Origin of the sequence: Pseudomonas sp. MG-9, assembly GCF_018729515.1 — a bacterium.
In the GTDB taxonomy this organism is placed as follows: Bacteria; Pseudomonadota; Gammaproteobacteria; order Pseudomonadales; family Pseudomonadaceae; genus Aquipseudomonas; species Aquipseudomonas serboccidentalis.
Genome location: NZ_JAHHZH010000003.1, coordinates 219,919 through 234,893, shown reverse-complemented (window position 1 = coordinate 234,893; position 14,975 = coordinate 219,919). Strand labels below are relative to the sequence as shown.

Below are 14,975 nucleotides of genomic sequence, written 5' to 3'. Positions count from 1 at the left end.
ATGATGTGCCGCCGCTCTCCCAACGAGTATTCAAGAGGACTCCCATGCGTCTTATCCGCATGCTGTTGCCAGTACTGGCGCTGACCACGCTCACGGCCCACGCCGACGACAAGGACGTGGCGCGTCTGACCCAACTGCTGGAAACATCGAAAACCCTGACCGCGAACTTTTCCCAACTGACCCTCGATGGCGGCGGCACCCAGTTGCAGGAAACCACCGGTGAGATGACCCTGCAGCGTCCGGGTCTGTTCTACTGGCACACCAATGCGCCGAATGAGCAGACCATGGTTTCCGACGGCAAGAAGGTCACCCTGTGGGACCCGGATCTGGAGCAGGCGACCATCAAGAAACTCGATGAACGTCTGACCCAGACCCCGGCGCTGCTGCTGTCCGGTGACGTGTCGAAGATCAGTCAGAGCTTCGACATCACCGCGAAAGAGGCGGGCGGCGTGATCGACTTCACCCTCAAGCCGAAGACCAAGGACACCCTGTTCGACAACCTGCGTCTGTCGTTCCGCAATGGTCTGGTCAATGACATGCAACTGATCGACAGCGTCGGCCAGCGCACCAATATCCTGTTCACCGGGGTCAAGGCCAACGAAGCGGTACCGGCGTCGAAGTTCAAGTTCGATATCCCGAAGGGCGCTGACGTCATCCAGGAATAAATCCCGGCTCCCGGGTTGGGCTCTTGTGGCTTGGAGCTTTTGTGGCGAGGGAGCTTGCTCCCGCTGGGGCGCGAAGCGGCCCTGCTCTTGAATCAAAAGCGGCGACTGCTCCGCAGTCCAGCGGGAGCAAGCTCCCTCGCCACAGGGTTTCCAACAGGTTTCAGACAATCAGAGGTTTCAACGCTACGTGATGGATCTGTTTCGCAGTGCACCGATTGCCCAGCCACTGGCCGCGCGTTTGCGCGCGACCAATCTGGATGAGTATGTCGGTCAGGAGCACGTACTCGCTCGCGGCAAGCCTCTGCGTGAGGCGCTGGAGCAGGGTGCCCTGCATTCGATGATCTTCTGGGGACCGCCGGGTGTGGGCAAGACCACCCTGGCGCGGTTGCTCGCGGAAGTCTCTGATGCGCACTTCGAAACGGTCTCGGCGGTGCTCGCCGGGGTCAAGGAGATCCGTCAGGCGGTTGAAATCGCCAAGCAGCAGGCCGGCCAGTACGGCAAGCGCACGATTCTGTTCGTCGATGAAGTGCACCGTTTCAACAAGTCGCAGCAGGATGCGTTCCTGCCGTACGTTGAGGACGGCACGCTGATTTTCATCGGTGCCACCACCGAAAACCCTTCGTTCGAACTCAACAACGCCTTGTTGTCGCGGGCTCGTGTGTATGTGCTGAAAAGCCTCGACGAGGCGGCGCTGCGCAAACTGGTGCACCGCGCACTCACTGAAGAGCGCGGGCTGGGCAAGCGTAACCTGACGCTGAATGACGAAGGCTTTCAGATGCTGCTGTCGGCCGCCGATGGCGATGGCCGGCGTCTGCTCAATCTGCTGGAAAACGCCTCGGACCTGGCTGAAGACAACAGTGAAATCGGCACCGAACTGCTGCAAAGTCTGCTCGGCGATACCCGTCGGCGCTTCGACAAGGGCGGCGAAGCGTTCTATGACCAGATCTCGGCGCTGCACAAATCGGTGCGCGGCTCCAATCCCGACGGCGCGCTGTACTGGTTCGCGCGGATGATCGACGGTGGTTGCGACCCCCTTTACCTGGCCCGGCGCGTGGTGCGCATGGCCAGCGAAGACATTGGCAACGCCGACCCGCGAGCCCTGAGCCTGTGCCTCGCCGCGTGGGAAGTGCAGGAGCGCCTTGGCAGCCCTGAGGGCGAGCTGGCGGTGGCCCAGGCCATCACGTATCTGGCCTGTGCACCGAAAAGCAATGCGGTGTACATGGGCTTCAAGACCGCACTGCGCGCCGCCGCTGAAAACGGCTCGCTGGAAGTGCCCCTGCACCTGCGCAACGCGCCGACCAAGCTGATGAAGCAATTGGGTTATGGCGACGAATACCGTTACGCCCATGACGAGCCGGACGCCTATGCCGCCGGCGAAGATTATTTTCCGGAAGAGCTTGAGCCGATCCCGTTCTATCAGCCAGTGCCCCGCGGTCTGGAATTGAAGATCGGCGAGAAGCTCAATCACCTCGCTCAACTCGACCGTTTAAGCCCAAGACAGCGGAGAAAATAGTGCTTCCATTGATTGTTGCAGTCTCCGCCGGCGGGATTGCCGGTACGCTGTTGCGCTTCGCCACGGCCAATTGGGTCAGTGCCAATTGGCCGCGGCACTTCTATACCGCGACGCTGGCCGTTAATATCGTGGGCTGTCTGTTGATTGGCGTGTTGTACGGCCTGTTTTTGATACGCCCGGAGGTGCCGATCGAGGTGCGTGCCGGGTTGATCGTCGGCTTCCTCGGAGGGCTGACGACTTTTTCATCCTTTTCACTGGATACGGTGCGCCTGCTGGAAAGCGGGCAAGTGCCGCTGGCCCTGGGCTATGCGGCACTCAGCGTATTCGGCGGGCTGCTCGCGACGTGGGCTGGCCTGTCTTTGACCAAACTTTGATAACGAGAAACCGACATGCTCGATTCCAAACTGTTACGTAGCAACCTTCAGGACGTAGCGGACCGCTTGGCTTCCCGTGGCTTTGCCCTGGATACCGCGCGCATCGAAGCGCTGGAAGAACAGCGCAAGACCGTCCAGACCCGCACCGAAGCACTGCAGGCTGAGCGTAACGCGCGTTCCAAATCCATCGGTCAGGCCAAGCAGCGCGGCGAAGACATCGCGCCGCTGATGGCGGACGTCGAACGCATGGCGGGCGAGCTGAGTGCCGGTAAAGTCGAACTGGACGCGATCCAGACCGAGCTGGACTCGATCCTGCTGGGTATCCCTAACCTGCCACACGAATCCGTTCCGGTCGGTAAAGACGAAGACGACAACGTTGAAGTGCGCCGCTGGGGCACGCCGACCGCGTTCGACTTCGAGGTCAAAGACCACGTCGCGCTGGGCGAGAAGTTCGGCTGGCTGGATTTTGAAACTGCCGCCAAGCTGTCCGGCGCACGTTTTGCATTGCTGCGCGGTCCGATCGCCCGTCTGCACCGCGCGCTGGCGCAGTTCATGATCAACCTGCACGTCAACGAGCACGGCTACGAAGAGGCCTACACGCCTTATCTGGTTCAGGCTCCGGCGCTGCAAGGCACCGGTCAACTGCCGAAGTTCGAAGAAGACCTGTTCAAGATCGCTCGCGAAGGTGAAGCCGATCTGTACCTGATTCCGACCGCCGAAGTGTCGCTGACCAACATCGTGGCCGGTGAAATCGTCGACTCGAAACTGCTGCCGATCAAGTTCGTTGCCCACACCCCGTGCTTCCGCAGTGAAGCCGGCGCGTCGGGTCGCGACACTCGCGGCATGATCCGTCAGCACCAGTTCGACAAAGTCGAGATGGTCCAGATCGTTGAGCCGTCGACTTCGATGGAAGCGCTGGAAAGCCTGACCGCCAACGCCGAGAAAGTCCTGCAACTGCTGGGTCTGCCTTACCGCACCCTGGCGCTGTGCACCGGCGACATGGGCTTCAGCGCCGTGAAGACCTACGACCTGGAAGTGTGGATTCCGAGCCAGGACAAGTACCGCGAAATCTCGTCGTGCTCCAACTGCGGCGATTTCCAGGCCCGCCGTATGCAGGCGCGTTTCCGCAACCCGGAAACCGGCAAGCCTGAGCTGGTGCACACCCTCAACGGTTCGGGTCTGGCCGTCGGTCGCACCCTGGTTGCCGTGCTGGAAAACTACCAGCAGGCCGACGGTTCGATCCGCGTGCCGGACGTGCTGAAGCCGTACATGGGTGGCCTTGAGGTCATCGGCTAAATGAAATATCTGCCGCTGTTTCACAACCTGCGCGGCAGTCGTGTGTTGGTTGTCGGTGGGGGGGAGATTGCCTTGCGCAAATCCCGCCTGCTGGCCGATGCCGGTGCGCTGCTGCGGGTGGTCGCACCTGAGATCGAAAGCCAACTGCGTGAACTGGTCACCGCCAGCGGTGGCCAGTGCCTGCTGCGCGGTTACGTGGAAGCGGACCTGGACGGTTGCGGGTTGATCATCGCCGCCACCGACGATGAAGCGCTGAATGCGCAAGTCTCCAGTGATGCGCATCGGCGCTGCGTGCCGGTCAACGTGGTGGATGCGCCGCAGTTATGCAGCGTGATTTTCCCGGCGATTGTCGATCGTTCGCCGCTGATCATTGCGGTGTCCAGCGGCGGCGATGCGCCGGTGCTGGCGCGGCTGATTCGCGCCAAGATCGAAACCTGGATTCCTTCGACTTATGGTCACCTGGCCGGACTGGCTGCGCGTTTCCGCAATCAGGTGAAAAACCTGTTTCCAGATGTGCAGCAACGTCGCGGTTTCTGGGAAGACGTGTTTCAAGGTCCGATTGCCGACCGGCAACTGGCCGGGCAGGGCGCCGAAGCCGAACGTCTGTTGCAAGCCAAGATCGATGGCGAAGCCACGGTAACCACCGGTGAGGTGTATCTGGTGGGCGCCGGGCCGGGTGATCCGGACCTGCTGACCTTCCGCGCCTTGCGCCTGATGCAGCAAGCCGACGTGGTGCTGTACGACCGCTTGGTCGCCCCGGCGATTCTTGAACTGTGCCGTCGCGATGCCGAGCGTGTCTACGTCGGCAAGCGTCGCGCCGATCACGCGGTGCCGCAGGATCAGATCAACCAGCAACTGGTCGATCTGGCCAAGGCCGGCAAGCGCGTGGTGCGGTTGAAGGGCGGCGATCCGTTCATCTTCGGTCGCGGCGGTGAAGAGATTGAAGAACTGGCGGCCCATGGCATCCCGTTTCAGGTGGTGCCGGGAATCACGGCGGCCAGCGGTTGCGCGGCGTATGCCGGGATTCCGCTGACCCATCGTGATTACGCGCAGTCGGTGCGGTTCGTCACTGGCCACCTGAAGGACGGTTCCACCGATCTGCCTTGGGCTGACCTCGTCGCCCCGGCGCAGACGCTGGTGTTCTACATGGGCCTGGTGGGTTTGCCGGTGATTTGCGAGCAGTTGATCAAGCACGGTCGCTCGGCGGATACCCCGGCGGCGTTGATCCAGCAGGGCACCACGGTCAATCAGCGGGTCTTCACCGGCACGCTGGCCGACCTGCCGCGCCTGGTGGCGGAGCATGAAGTGCATGCGCCGACCCTGGTGATCGTCGGTGAAGTGGTGCAGCTGCGCGAGAAACTGGCGTGGTTCGAGGGCGCTCAGACGCAAGTCTGAGTCAAAGCAAAAAGATCGCAGCCTTCGGCAGCTCCTACATGAGAATGCGTTCCCTGTAGGAGCTGCCGAAGGCTGCGATCTTTTGCTTTTGTTGTTAGCCCTTAAGCCAAACCCCTTTCCCATCCAGCCGTGCCCGATCATGCGCCACGCTGAAATCCTGCGCCGGCCCCTTCGGCACAACGCCGGTCGGGTTGATCGTCTTGTGACTGCCGTAGTAATGATTTTTGATGTGCTGAAAATCCACCGTCTCGGCAATCCCCGGCCACTGGTACAGCTCACGCAGCCAGTTCGACAGGTTCGGGTAATCGGCAATCCGACGCAAATTACACTTGAAGTGCCCGTGATACACCGCGTCGAAGCGAATCATCGTGGTGAATAAACGCACGTCGGCTTCGGTCAGGTATTCACCGCTCAGGTAACGATTGGCGCCCAGCAGCCGCTCCAGATGATCGAGTTCGGCAAACACCTCGTCGAACGCTTCTTCATAAGCCGTTTGCGAGGTGGCGAAGCCTGCGCGATACACGCCGTTGTTCACCGCCGGATAGATCCGCTCGTTCAGCGCATCGATCTCGCCACGCAAGGGCGCTGGGTAGAAGTCCAGATCGTTGCCGGTCAGGTCATCGAAGGCGCTGTTGAACATGCGGATGATCTCCGCCGATTCATTGCTGACGATGCGCTTGAGTTTCTTGTCCCACAGCACCGGCACCGTAACGCGCCCGGTGTAGTCCGGGGTGTCGGCGGTATAGCGTTGGTGCATGAAGTCGAAGTGATCGAGCTTGTCGCCGGTCGAACCGAGCGCCGTGTCGAAGGTCCAGCCGTTTTCCAGCATCAGCCAGCTGACCACGGACACGTCGATCAGGCTTTCCAGGCCTTTGAGCTTGCGCAGGATCAGCGTGCGGTGGGCCCAAGGGCAGGCGAGCGATACATAAAGGTGATAGCGCCCGGCTTCGGCGGCAAAACCGCCTTCACCGCTCGGCCCGGGCTGGCCGTCAGCGGTGACCCAGTGACGGCGCTGTGCCTGTTCGCGCTGGAACGCACCGTCCTTGCTGCTTTCGTACCACTTGTCCTGCCAGTGGCCATCGACGAGTAAACCCATGATCAAGACTCCTGAATCCAATAAGCGTTGGAGCCGAGTCTATTCCGATGAGTTCGAACAAAAAGCGCAAAGATCGGGCGTCTATGATCGGTTAAATCGATTTGTCCCGCGCCGCCCAGTACTGCTCGGCGGTTGCGAACGCTTGCTCGCGACTTTGACCGAGGCCGCGCAGGGCCAACGCCATGGTCGAGATCAGGGCCATTTGCGGATAGCTGTCGACCACATCGCCGCGCCACACCGCTTTGAGATGTTCAACGTCCAGTGTGGCCGGTTTGACGTGGCGCTGGCTTGACAGTTGCGGCCATTCCTCGTCCCAGCTCTGGCCGCCAGTGGTGCCGTACAGGTGGCTGTCGGCATCCGGGTTGATCTCGATTTCGCCGCCGTCGCCCTTGACCACGATCGCCGTGTCGCCGAGCAGGCCGCTGGCGTCGCGGTGCACCGCTTGGTAACCCGGGTGGAAGATACTTTGCAGGCCACACCGGGCGCCCAGCGGATTGAGAATCCGCGCGAGTGAATGGATCGGCGAGCGCAGGCCCATGGTGTTGCGCAGGTCGATCATCTTCTGCAATTGCGGCGCCCAGTCCATCAGCGGCATGAACGCCAGGCCACCGTCGTCCAGCGCGCTGCCGACCTGCTGCCAGGTGCGGCACAGCGGGATGTGCAGCTCGCCGAGCAGTTGTTCGGTGTACAAGCGTCCGGCGGTGTGTGCGCCGCCGCCGTGCATGAAAATCCGTACGCCGTTTTGCGCCAGGCACTTGGCTGCCAGCAGGTACCACGGCAAATGGCGTTTCTTGCCGGCATAGGTCGGCCAGTCCAGATCGACGTTCAATGCCGGCGCCTGCAAGCGCTCGCGCAAGGCTTCGGTGAAACCGGCCATTTCCTCGGCGCTTTCTTCCTTGTGCCGCAGCAGCATCAGGAACGCGCCGAGCTGGGTGTCTTCGACTTTGTCGTCGAGCACCATGCCCATCGCCTCCCGGGCCTCCTCACGGGTCAGGTCGCGGGCGCCGCGCTTGCCCTTGCCAAGGATTCGCACGAATTGAGCGAACGGGTGTTCGGCGGGCGTTTCGAGGGTCAGCGCTGGAAAGTCGGTCATAAGCAATTCGTCGGTTTGGGCAGGCCCGCCAGTTTCGCGGCGAGTTTGGCAGGGGTGCCTTTGAACAGTCGGTTCAGGTGCAGGCTGTTGCCTTTGTCCGGGCCGAGTTTCAGTGCGGTGTATTTGATCAACGGACGGGTGGCCGGCGACAGCTGGAATTCAGCGTAGAAGCTGCGCAGCAGTTCGAGGACTTCCCAGTGTTCGGCGCTCAACTCGATGTCTTCAGCGGCGGCGAGGGCGCCGGCGACGTCGTGGGACCAGTCGTCGAGGTCGACCAGAAAGCCGTCCTTGTCCAGGGCGATGGCGCGGGCGCCGACGGTCAGGGAATTCATAGCCAGCTGTTGACCTTGTCGTGGTGGATCGACAATTCGACGAAGGCCGGGTAATCGATGGCTTCGGCCCAGTCCGGCAACTGCACGGCGCGTGCCTGTGCATCTTCAGCCAATACGAACAGTTTCAACTGACGGCTGTGCAGCGCGGTGAAGGGGGCGGTGCCGGGTTGCAGGGCATAGACGGCGTCGCCGGATAACAGCAAGGCGTCGGCAGCGCCGATCACGCGCAGGCAACTGGTCAGGCGCTCGTCGCCGAACGGGGAATGAGACAACACATGCAAAGTCGACATCAGAGGGTGATCACCTGGTCGTAACGGTCAATAAGGGCAGTGATTTGTTCGGCGGCGAGCGGCTGCGCTTCCTCCAGCGACCGATTGCTCAGGCCGCGTACGCTGGCGCTGTCGGCGCAGTAGAACAGCTCTTCAACGCCGAACATCGGCAGTGCCTGCAGATTGGCGCTCAGGTCTTTCTGTTGCAGGGCCTTGGCGTTTTGCCCGGCGGCCAGTTGCAGCACGCCGTCATCGAGAAACAGCAGGCCGATCGGCAGATCGAAGGCGCCGCCGGCCAGCACGATGTCCAGCGCTTCGCGCGCGCCGGGGCCGGACCACGGTGATTGACGGCTGATGATCAACAGGGATTTGGCCATGTCACGCGCCTCCGAAACAAATCAGTCGATCGGCGTCCTGCACGGCATCGTGCAATTGGCCGAGGCCGGACAACTCCCACGGCGCGCTGACCGAGACCGCATCACGCTGGTAGCGCTTGGCTTCTTCGCCGTTCAATGCGCCACGGCGCAACGCAGCGGCGATGCACACCACGCCGTCCAGTTGCTGCTCGGTGATGAACGTGCGCCATTGTTTGGGCAGATCCAGTTCGTCCTGCGGGGTGACGACCGCGTCGGAGGCGTTGTAGACGCCGTCCTGATAGAAAAACAGCCGGACAATCTCATGCCCACCGGCCAGCGCCGCCTGGGCAAACAGCAGGGCACGGCGCGAGGAGGGCGCATGGGCGGCGGAAAACAGCGCAATGGCGAACTTCATGACGAACTCGATCAGCAAAACTGCGGTCATGATAAAGCTTTATCGGTGTAGCGGCGAAACCCAAGTTGCCTGAGTGCATGCCCCTGTAGGCGCTGTCGAGTGAAACGAGGCTGCGATCTTTTGATTCTGATCTTTGAAATCAACATCAAAAGATCGCAGCGTGCCGCAGCTCCTACAGTATGAAAGGCGTTTTCAGCGGGGCATATAGCCCAGTTGCCAACGGCGCGGAATGGTCAGGGAGAGCACGCCCAGCGCCGCGGCCAGCAGACCGCTGACGAACAATGCCCGCAGTCCCAGGTGATGTTCCAGCACCGCGCCCAGAATCGCGCCGATGAACATGCCGGTCCACGGCACCAGTTGCACTCGCCAGCCGTTACGGCGTTCGCCGAGCATCCAGCGGCCCAGTCCACGGCCGAACCGCGACAGCGCCCCGGTCACGTAGGTCAGGCCCACGGGCAGACCGTTCACTTCCTCGACTGCCGCGTTGAGCATGCCCATGGCGATGATCGCCGCCAGCAGCGCCGGCAGTTGCGTGTCAGACGGCCAGGCGGCCGCCGCGCAGAGCAGGGTGGCGATGCACAGCAACAAGGGCAGCGTGCGCCGCCCGCTGATGCGCCCGATCACAATCCCCAGGGCATTGCCGAGCACAAACGTGACGACCAGGATCACCAGGCGCAACGTCAGTCCCAGATCGCCGACACTGATCGCCACCGCCAGCCGCGTGGTGTTGCCGCTCATGAACGAGACGAAGTCGCCGCTGGCCATGAAGCCGATGGCGTCGGTCATGCCCGCCAGTACCGACAGGGCGGCCACCAGCGCCAGACCGATGCGGCCACGCCATTTCTGCCGATGCAAATGACCGGAGGTGGCGCGGTGAGTCGAAGTGGAAGGCAACATCGGCGACGATATCCTTGAGCAGTGGTTATGATTCCAGCCCGTACAGGTCACAGTAATCCAGCCAGCTCATGTGCGCCATTTCCGCGACCTCGCGATGCACCTCCATTTGCTGCTCCAGATACTCCTCGGGCGTTGCAGCCGTCAACAGTAAAGTCAGTTCCCAGGCGAACAGTCCCCGATCTTCAGCCTCGGCTTCGAACGCCTCGTGCAGGCGTTCTTCACGATACTGCGCCGCGGTTTCGCCCTTGACCTGAGCCAGCAGCGGGTTGAGGTGATCAAGGGTGTTGCGCAGTTCGGGACGCGCGTCGAGGAACAGTTTCAGGGCTTGTTCATGTCGCTGGTCGGTGGGCGCCATGTGCGATCCTTTGTGAGGCTGGTGACCTTAGGGTGCCGCAGCAGCCCGTGCGTGTCGCGCTATAAATGCAGTAAAGCAGAACGTTTTTGCCTGTTGCGGTGATACAGTCCGCTTTTTTCTGAATGAGCGAATGCAATGCGAATTCTGATGGTAGCGCTGGCCGCGACGGTGCTGGCCGGTTGCGCGGGTTCGGTGATGGACGATTCTCGCACCAGAGCCCCGTACAAAGTCCTGACCTCGGACAAACCCGAGAAGGTTGTGGCCCAGTGCGTGCAGTTCGGCTGGCAGGACGAAGCGGTGTTTGGCGTGGATGCCGGGGCGTATCTGCAACCGGGCAAGAAGGGCGGGTCGACGGTGTACACGCGTTCGGCGGAATCGTTTGTCGACGTGACTAGTGATGCTTCGGGCACCGTGCTCAATTATTACGCGCAGAAGGATGATTTTGTAGCCAAGCGGCGGTTGGCGGCGTTGGCAACCTGCCTTTGATCATGTATTGAGACGACTGCCGTCATCGCGAGCAGGCTCACTCCGGTACTGGACTTGTGTTTGCCACCATTCCTGTAGGAGTGAGCCTGCTCGCGATGGGACCCGTGAATTCAGCCGTTCAAACGCTTCTGGAAATAATGCCGACGATGCCCCGGCGGATAATCGACAATCTCGCCAAACTGGCTGAACCCCAGCTTCTTGTAGAATTCCGGCGCCTGAAAATCGAAGGTGTCCAGCCAGATGCCCAGGCAACTCTTCTCGTTAGCCAGCTCTTCGGCCATGGCCATCAGTCTTGAGCCAATGCCTCGGCCACGAGCTTTCTCCGGCACTGAAAGCAACTCGATATACATCCACTGGAATATCACCCGGCCATACAAGCCGCCGAGAATCGCGTCGTGCTCATCCCGCACCATGAGCGCGAAAGGTTCCGACATGGAACCACCGGTCTTGGCATCGTTATAGGCAATCAGTGGTTCGAGAATGGCCTTGCGTTGGTCTTCCGTGGGGTTCTTCGACAACTCGATTCGCAACGTCATGCGCAACTTCCTTGTGAGGTGAACTGCCAGCCTATCCTGCCCGGGGGCGTCTTCCTAGTCCTGCCTCATCCCTTTGGAACCGCCGTTGTCGCGCCGGGGTCTAGCGTTTACAGCGTCATTCCGAACGCGGTTGATGAGGACCCCCCATGAATATTTTCGAAGCCCTTCGCGAAAGCCACAACCGCCAGCGTAATTACGCCAAAGCCCTGGTCGAAACCAGCGGCGATACCCCGGAGCGGGTTGAAGCCTACAAGCAGCTTAAAGCCGAACTGCAGGCCCACGAAACCGCCGAAGAGCGCCATTTCTATATTCCGCTGATGGAGTTCGACAACGGCGTCGACCTTAGCCGCCACGCGATCTCCGAGCATCACGAGATGGACGAGATGATGGAAGAGCTGGACGAAACCGAGATGTCCAGCCCGGCGTGGCTGGTAACGGCGAAGAAGCTCGCGGACAAGGTCCATCACCATCTCAAGGAAGAAGAGCAGAAGTTCTTCCAGATGGCCGGCAAGTTGCTCGATGACAAGCAAAAGGAACAGCTCGCCGGCCAATACGAAAAGGAGTACCAGGCACAACTGCCGTGAGCGCTGAATGGCGGTTTTTGCAGTGTCGGCGTGTAGGCCTTTAGCCATACGTCAGGTGGGTTTTGTCGCAATAAGCTGTATATACATCCAGTATTTTCAATGTTTACTGCCGCCGAAGGTGGAGGCCTGCGACAAAACCGCCGATGGACAAAAAAACCACCTCCGTTAGCTTGAAGGCCTCTCCTCGGGAAGGAGAGTTCTTAAATCAACGGAGTGAACAACATGAATCAACCACAAGCTCAAACCCAACTGCGACACGGTCGCGTCACCTCTCCAGCCAGCCGTGGCTCGGTCGCCATCGACCTGGGCCTGCTGGCCGGCTGGCAAGTCAACGAAATGGAAGGCGGCAAGAACTTCCCGGCGCTGGTGGCCGGGCCGTTCCCGGCGCCGTATGGCTCCGACAGTGACAGCGTCACGCCGCCTGCTGACGGCTACGTTCTCAGTGGCGGCAAGACGGATGCCCGCGATTGTGTGAACTTCACCAGCACCGAGATGAGCAAAAAACTCAATCGTCCATTCGAGTGGCCGCTGCTCAATGTCACGCCGGGCCAGACCCTCAAGGTCAACTGGGTGTACACCGCGCCGCACACCACCCGTGGTTATCGCTGGCTGATCACCAAGGATGGCTGGGATCCGCAGCAACGCATCAGCCGTGCGCAACTGGAAGCACAGCCGTTCTTCGAGGATTTCTACACCCAGGTGCCGTACTACAGCCATGCGGGTGAGATGAAGGCCAAGGTCGATCACGAAGTGAAACTGCCGGCCAACAAGAAGGGTCATCACGTGATCGTGTTGATGTGGATCGTCGCCAACACCGGCAACGCTTTCTATCAGGCGTTCGACGTCGACTTCAAATAACGGCGCAACGCCAAACCCACAGGTTCTGAAGGATTAGAACATGTCAAAAATCGACTTCACACTCGTGCAAAACCAGGCGGCCGACGCGGCCTCGCTGATGCCAAGCATCGCCGGCAAGAAGATCCTCATGGGCTTCTGGCACAACTGGCCGGCGGGCCCGAATGACGGTTACCGTCAGGGCCGGTTCGCCGAAATCGCGCTGGAGGCGGTGCCCAAAGAGTACAACGTGGTCGCGGTGGCGTTCATGAAGGGCAGCGGGATTCCGACCTTCAAGCCGTTCAACGTCTCCGACGCCGAGTTCCGTCGCCAGGTCGGCGTGCTCAACAGCCAGGGGCGGGCGGTGCTGCTGTCCCTGGGTGGCGCCGATGCGCACATCGAGTTGCGGGCTGGACAGGAACAACCACTGGCCAATGAAATCATCCGTCTGGTGGAAACCTACGGCTTCGATGGACTGGACATCGATCTTGAGCAGAGCGCGATTGATTTCGCTGCCAACAAGACCGTGCTGCCAGCCGCGCTGAAACTGGTCAAGGATCACTACGCAGGCCAGGGCAAGCACTTCATCATCAGCATGGCCCCGGAATTTCCCTACCTGACCACCAACGGCAAATACGTCGGTTACCTGCAGGCACTGGAAGGCTATTACGACTTCATCGCCCCGCAGTTCTATAACCAGGGCGGCGATGGGGTCTGGGTGCCGGAAGCCAATAACGGTAATGGTGCGTGGATCGCGCAAAACAACGATGCGCTGAAAGAAGACTTCCTCTATTACCTGACCGAAAGTCTGGTGACTGGCACCCGGGGCTTCACCAGAATCCCGGCGGACAAATTCGTCATTGGCCTGCCAGCTAACGTTGACGCCGCAGCCACCGGTTATGTGATCGACAGCACCGCAGTGGGCAACGTGCTCAAGCGTCTGGCGATCAAGGGGTTGCCGATCAAGGGGTTGATGACCTGGTCGGTGAACTGGGACAACGGTGTCAGCAAGGACCGTGTGCCGTACAACCGGGAGTTCAGTCGGCGTTATGGGCCGCTGATTCACGGCGTACTTACAGCGGCGCAGGAAACGGATGAGGCATTGTCGCGTCTCGCCCGTTAGACGCAAATAAAAAAGCTCGGTAGCGCTGCCGGGCTTTTTTTGTGGGCGCGATTATTCGAATATGGGCGTTTTCCGATGACACAAGGTTCAGGCGTCATGATCAAAACTGCCCAGCGGGTCAACATTGTCGACGCTCAGGTGTTGTCCCACGACTGGTACCTGCTGAAGAAAATCACCTTTGACTACCTGCGCAACAACGGCGACTGGCAGCGTCAGACGCGCGAGGTCTACGACCGTGGCAATGGTGCCGCGATCCTGCTGTTCAACCGTGAGAAACGCACGGTGGTGCTGACTCGCCAATTCCGTTTGCCGGTGTTCGTCAACGGCCATGACGGCTTGTTGATCGAAGTGGCGGCGGGGCTGCTCGAAGGCGCGGCACCGGAGCAGCGGATCCGCGACGAGGCCGAAGAGGAAACCGGCTACCGCGTGCACGACGTGAAGAAAGTATTCGAGGCCTACATGAGCCCCGGCTCGGTAACCGAGAAGCTGCACTTCTTCATTGCCGAGTACGACGCGAAGTCGAAGGTCAGTGAGGGTGGAGGCCTGGAAGAGGAAACCGAGGAACTGGAAGTGCTGGAGTGGGGTTTTGATGAAGCCTTGGCGGCGTTTCATCGCGGCGAGATCTGCGACGCCAAGACCATCATGCTGTTGCAGTATGCGGCGATGAATAACCTGTTCGCCCGATAAAGCAACGATCGCAGCCTGCGGCAGCTCCTACATTGAAACATTCCCCCTGTAGGAGCTGCCGCAGGCTGCGATCTTTAGATCTTTTAAAACAACTCTCCCGTTTTGCCGACCGCCGACCAGCCACCCCCCTCCAGCGTCAGCAACCGCTCCTTGGCCTCGAGCCCTCCGGCAAACCCGGTCAGTTTTCCCGAGGCGCCAATCACCCGATGACACGGCGCCACAATCGAAATCGGGTTGCGCCCGTTCGCAGCGCCCACCGCACGCACCGCGGTCGGATTGCCAATCTGTTCGGCGATCTGGCTGTAGGTGCGGGTCTCGCCAAAGGGGATGGTCAGCAGCGCCGCCCAGACCTTCTTCTGAAAATCGGTGCCGACAAAATCCAGCTCCAGGTCGAAGCGATCCCGGCGGCCAGCAAAATATTCTTGCAACTGTCGCGCGGCTTTCTGCAAGAACGGATTGTCTGGCGCTTCAGTCATCGGCCCGAGGCGCACCCGGCCCGGTTTATCGTTTTCCCAGAGGATGGCCGCCAGTCGTGCGCCGTTCGCCACCAGCTTCAATTCGCCGACCGGTGAAGGCAGGGTAATGAACGTGTAAGGCATGGGGCAGAACTCCGGATCGGCACGGCGAGAGCGCCCAGCATACTGCCTGATCCGGGAGGCGCAAATCACA

General features: G+C 60.7%; 19 protein-coding genes and 1 pseudogene. 10 read left to right on the top strand and 10 right to left on the bottom strand.

The genetic code is table 11. The annotated features are described in order from the left end of the window. Positions 1-44 precede the first annotated feature (44 nt). From lolA to cysG, 5 genes are all read left to right on the top strand, one after another. Entirely contained in the window at positions 45-665 is a 621-nt protein-coding gene (gene lolA / locus KKQ10_RS09400) for an outer membrane lipoprotein periplasmic chaperone LolA (RefSeq protein ID WP_127651016.1), read from the top strand. Positions 666-855: 190 nt separating this feature from the next. Further along, positions 856-2,178, top strand: coding sequence for a replication-associated recombination protein A (locus KKQ10_RS09395; protein ID WP_064587012.1), 1,323 nt, complete (start codon positions 856-858; stop codon positions 2,176-2,178). After that, on the top strand, positions 2,178-2,552 hold the full coding sequence (gene crcB, locus KKQ10_RS09390) for a fluoride efflux transporter CrcB (protein WP_127651015.1): 375 nt from the start codon (positions 2,178-2,180) through the stop codon (positions 2,550-2,552). The genes KKQ10_RS09395 and crcB overlap by 1 nt, the downstream gene beginning before the upstream one ends. Positions 2,553-2,567: 15 nt before the next feature. Continuing rightward, positions 2,568-3,848 (top strand): serine--tRNA ligase, encoded by a 1,281-nt coding sequence (serS, locus tag KKQ10_RS09385; RefSeq protein WP_215500925.1) that lies wholly within the window; start codon positions 2,568-2,570, stop codon positions 3,846-3,848. Beyond that, positions 3,849-5,243 (top strand): siroheme synthase CysG, encoded by a 1,395-nt coding sequence (cysG, locus tag KKQ10_RS09380; RefSeq protein ID WP_215500924.1) that lies wholly within the window; start codon positions 3,849-3,851, stop codon positions 5,241-5,243. Between the two features lie 94 nt (positions 5,244-5,337). Here the strand turns inward: cysG and KKQ10_RS09375 are convergent, their stop codons facing one another. The 8 genes from KKQ10_RS09375 to KKQ10_RS09340 form a co-directional block, all read right to left on the bottom strand. Beyond that, complete coding sequence (locus KKQ10_RS09375) at positions 5,338-6,339, bottom strand: glutathione S-transferase family protein (RefSeq protein WP_215500923.1); 1,002 nt, start codon at positions 6,337-6,339, stop codon at positions 5,338-5,340. Between the two features lie 91 nt (positions 6,340-6,430). After that, positions 6,431-7,432: a glycosyl transferase family protein gene (locus KKQ10_RS09370; protein ID WP_215500922.1), complete on the bottom strand. Its 1,002-nt coding sequence runs from the start codon at positions 7,430-7,432 to the stop codon at positions 6,431-6,433. Next, on the bottom strand, positions 7,429-7,764 hold the full coding sequence (locus KKQ10_RS09365; protein ID WP_127651010.1) for a TusE/DsrC/DsvC family sulfur relay protein: 336 nt from the start codon (positions 7,762-7,764) through the stop codon (positions 7,429-7,431). Before KKQ10_RS09365 ends, KKQ10_RS09370 begins: the two co-directional genes overlap by 4 nt. Further along, positions 7,761-8,054 (bottom strand): sulfurtransferase complex subunit TusB, encoded by a 294-nt coding sequence (tusB, locus tag KKQ10_RS09360; RefSeq protein WP_215500921.1) that lies wholly within the window; start codon positions 8,052-8,054, stop codon positions 7,761-7,763. Before tusB ends, KKQ10_RS09365 begins: the two co-directional genes overlap by 4 nt. After that, a complete protein-coding gene (tusC, locus tag KKQ10_RS09355; protein ID WP_215500920.1) occupies positions 8,054-8,410 on the bottom strand; it encodes a sulfurtransferase complex subunit TusC in 357 nt (118 codons plus the stop codon). The genes tusB and tusC overlap by 1 nt, the downstream gene beginning before the upstream one ends. A 1-nt stretch (position 8,411) precedes the next feature. Continuing rightward, complete coding sequence (tusD, locus tag KKQ10_RS09350; RefSeq protein WP_215501097.1) at positions 8,412-8,804, bottom strand: sulfurtransferase complex subunit TusD; 393 nt, start codon at positions 8,802-8,804, stop codon at positions 8,412-8,414. 192 nt (positions 8,805-8,996) lie between these two features. Continuing rightward, entirely contained in the window at positions 8,997-9,701 is a 705-nt protein-coding gene (locus tag KKQ10_RS09345; protein WP_127651007.1) for a YoaK family protein, read from the bottom strand. Positions 9,702-9,726: 25 nt separating this feature from the next. After that, positions 9,727-10,056: a DUF6388 family protein gene (locus KKQ10_RS09340; protein ID WP_215500919.1), complete on the bottom strand. Its 330-nt coding sequence runs from the start codon at positions 10,054-10,056 to the stop codon at positions 9,727-9,729. Between the two features lie 135 nt (positions 10,057-10,191). On the opposite strand from KKQ10_RS09340, the gene KKQ10_RS09335 reads away from it, so the two are divergent. Further along, a complete protein-coding gene (locus KKQ10_RS09335) occupies positions 10,192-10,542 on the top strand; it encodes a hypothetical protein (RefSeq protein ID WP_127651005.1) in 351 nt (116 codons plus the stop codon). 110 nt (positions 10,543-10,652) lie between these two features. On the opposite strand, the gene KKQ10_RS09330 is transcribed toward KKQ10_RS09335, so the two are convergent. Beyond that, on the bottom strand, positions 10,653-11,078 hold the full coding sequence (locus tag KKQ10_RS09330; protein ID WP_127651004.1) for a GNAT family N-acetyltransferase: 426 nt from the start codon (positions 11,076-11,078) through the stop codon (positions 10,653-10,655). Positions 11,079-11,224: 146 nt separating this feature from the next. Here KKQ10_RS09330 and KKQ10_RS09325 point away from each other — a divergent pair, with 146 nt between their 5' ends. The 4 genes and pseudogenes from KKQ10_RS09325 (at position 11,225) to KKQ10_RS09310 (ending at position 14,306) form a co-directional block, all read left to right on the top strand. Next, complete coding sequence (locus KKQ10_RS09325) at positions 11,225-11,662, top strand: hemerythrin domain-containing protein (protein WP_215500918.1); 438 nt, start codon at positions 11,225-11,227, stop codon at positions 11,660-11,662. Between the two features lie 222 nt (positions 11,663-11,884). Continuing rightward, entirely contained in the window at positions 11,885-12,520 is a 636-nt protein-coding gene (locus KKQ10_RS09320) for a lytic polysaccharide monooxygenase auxiliary activity family 9 protein (protein ID WP_127651002.1), read from the top strand. A gap of 40 nt (positions 12,521-12,560) precedes the next feature. Beyond that, positions 12,561-13,562 (top strand): annotated as a pseudogene (locus KKQ10_RS09315) (chitinase); the annotation flags it as partial. A gap of 153 nt (positions 13,563-13,715) precedes the next feature. Next, complete coding sequence (locus KKQ10_RS09310) at positions 13,716-14,306, top strand: NUDIX domain-containing protein (protein WP_127651000.1); 591 nt, start codon at positions 13,716-13,718, stop codon at positions 14,304-14,306. Between the two features lie 83 nt (positions 14,307-14,389). On the opposite strand, the gene KKQ10_RS09305 is transcribed toward KKQ10_RS09310, so the two are convergent. Next, on the bottom strand, positions 14,390-14,905 hold the full coding sequence (locus KKQ10_RS09305; RefSeq protein WP_215500916.1) for a methylated-DNA--[protein]-cysteine S-methyltransferase: 516 nt from the start codon (positions 14,903-14,905) through the stop codon (positions 14,390-14,392). Positions 14,906-14,975 lie beyond the last annotated feature (70 nt).

What these genes read in the sequence shown, in the direction of transcription:
- KKQ10_RS09325 (WP_215500918.1), top strand. Translation starts at nt 11,225, where the DNA reads ATGAATATTTTCGAAGCCCTTCGCGAAAGCCACAACCGCCAGCGTAAT.
- KKQ10_RS09335 (WP_127651005.1), top strand. Translation starts at nt 10,192, where the DNA reads ATGCGAATTCTGATGGTAGCGCTGGCCGCGACGGTGCTGGCCGGTTGC.
- KKQ10_RS09310 (WP_127651000.1), top strand. Translation starts at nt 13,716, where the DNA reads ATGATCAAAACTGCCCAGCGGGTCAACATTGTCGACGCTCAGGTGTTG.
- KKQ10_RS09330 (WP_127651004.1), bottom strand. Translation starts at nt 11,078, where the DNA reads ATGACGTTGCGAATCGAGTTGTCGAAGAACCCCACGGAAGACCAACGC.
- KKQ10_RS09370 (WP_215500922.1), bottom strand. Translation starts at nt 7,432, where the DNA reads ATGACCGACTTTCCAGCGCTGACCCTCGAAACGCCCGCCGAACACCCG.
- KKQ10_RS09340 (WP_215500919.1), bottom strand. Translation starts at nt 10,056, where the DNA reads ATGGCGCCCACCGACCAGCGACATGAACAAGCCCTGAAACTGTTCCTC.
- tusD (WP_215501097.1), bottom strand. Translation starts at nt 8,804, where the DNA reads ATGAAGTTCGCCATTGCGCTGTTTTCCGCCGCCCATGCGCCCTCCTCG.
- KKQ10_RS09365 (WP_127651010.1), bottom strand. Translation starts at nt 7,764, where the DNA reads ATGAATTCCCTGACCGTCGGCGCCCGCGCCATCGCCCTGGACAAGGAC.
- lolA (WP_127651016.1), top strand. Translation starts at nt 45, where the DNA reads ATGCGTCTTATCCGCATGCTGTTGCCAGTACTGGCGCTGACCACGCTC.
- KKQ10_RS09345 (WP_127651007.1), bottom strand. Translation starts at nt 9,701, where the DNA reads ATGTTGCCTTCCACTTCGACTCACCGCGCCACCTCCGGTCATTTGCAT.
- KKQ10_RS09375 (WP_215500923.1), bottom strand. Translation starts at nt 6,339, where the DNA reads ATGGGTTTACTCGTCGATGGCCACTGGCAGGACAAGTGGTACGAAAGC.
- KKQ10_RS09320 (WP_127651002.1), top strand. Translation starts at nt 11,885, where the DNA reads ATGAATCAACCACAAGCTCAAACCCAACTGCGACACGGTCGCGTCACC.
- KKQ10_RS09305 (WP_215500916.1), bottom strand. Translation starts at nt 14,905, where the DNA reads ATGCCTTACACGTTCATTACCCTGCCTTCACCGGTCGGCGAATTGAAG.
- cysG (WP_215500924.1), top strand. Translation starts at nt 3,849, where the DNA reads ATGAAATATCTGCCGCTGTTTCACAACCTGCGCGGCAGTCGTGTGTTG.
- KKQ10_RS09395 (WP_064587012.1), top strand. Translation starts at nt 856, where the DNA reads ATGGATCTGTTTCGCAGTGCACCGATTGCCCAGCCACTGGCCGCGCGT.
- serS (WP_215500925.1), top strand. Translation starts at nt 2,568, where the DNA reads ATGCTCGATTCCAAACTGTTACGTAGCAACCTTCAGGACGTAGCGGAC.
- tusB (WP_215500921.1), bottom strand. Translation starts at nt 8,054, where the DNA reads ATGTCGACTTTGCATGTGTTGTCTCATTCCCCGTTCGGCGACGAGCGC.
- tusC (WP_215500920.1), bottom strand. Translation starts at nt 8,410, where the DNA reads ATGGCCAAATCCCTGTTGATCATCAGCCGTCAATCACCGTGGTCCGGC.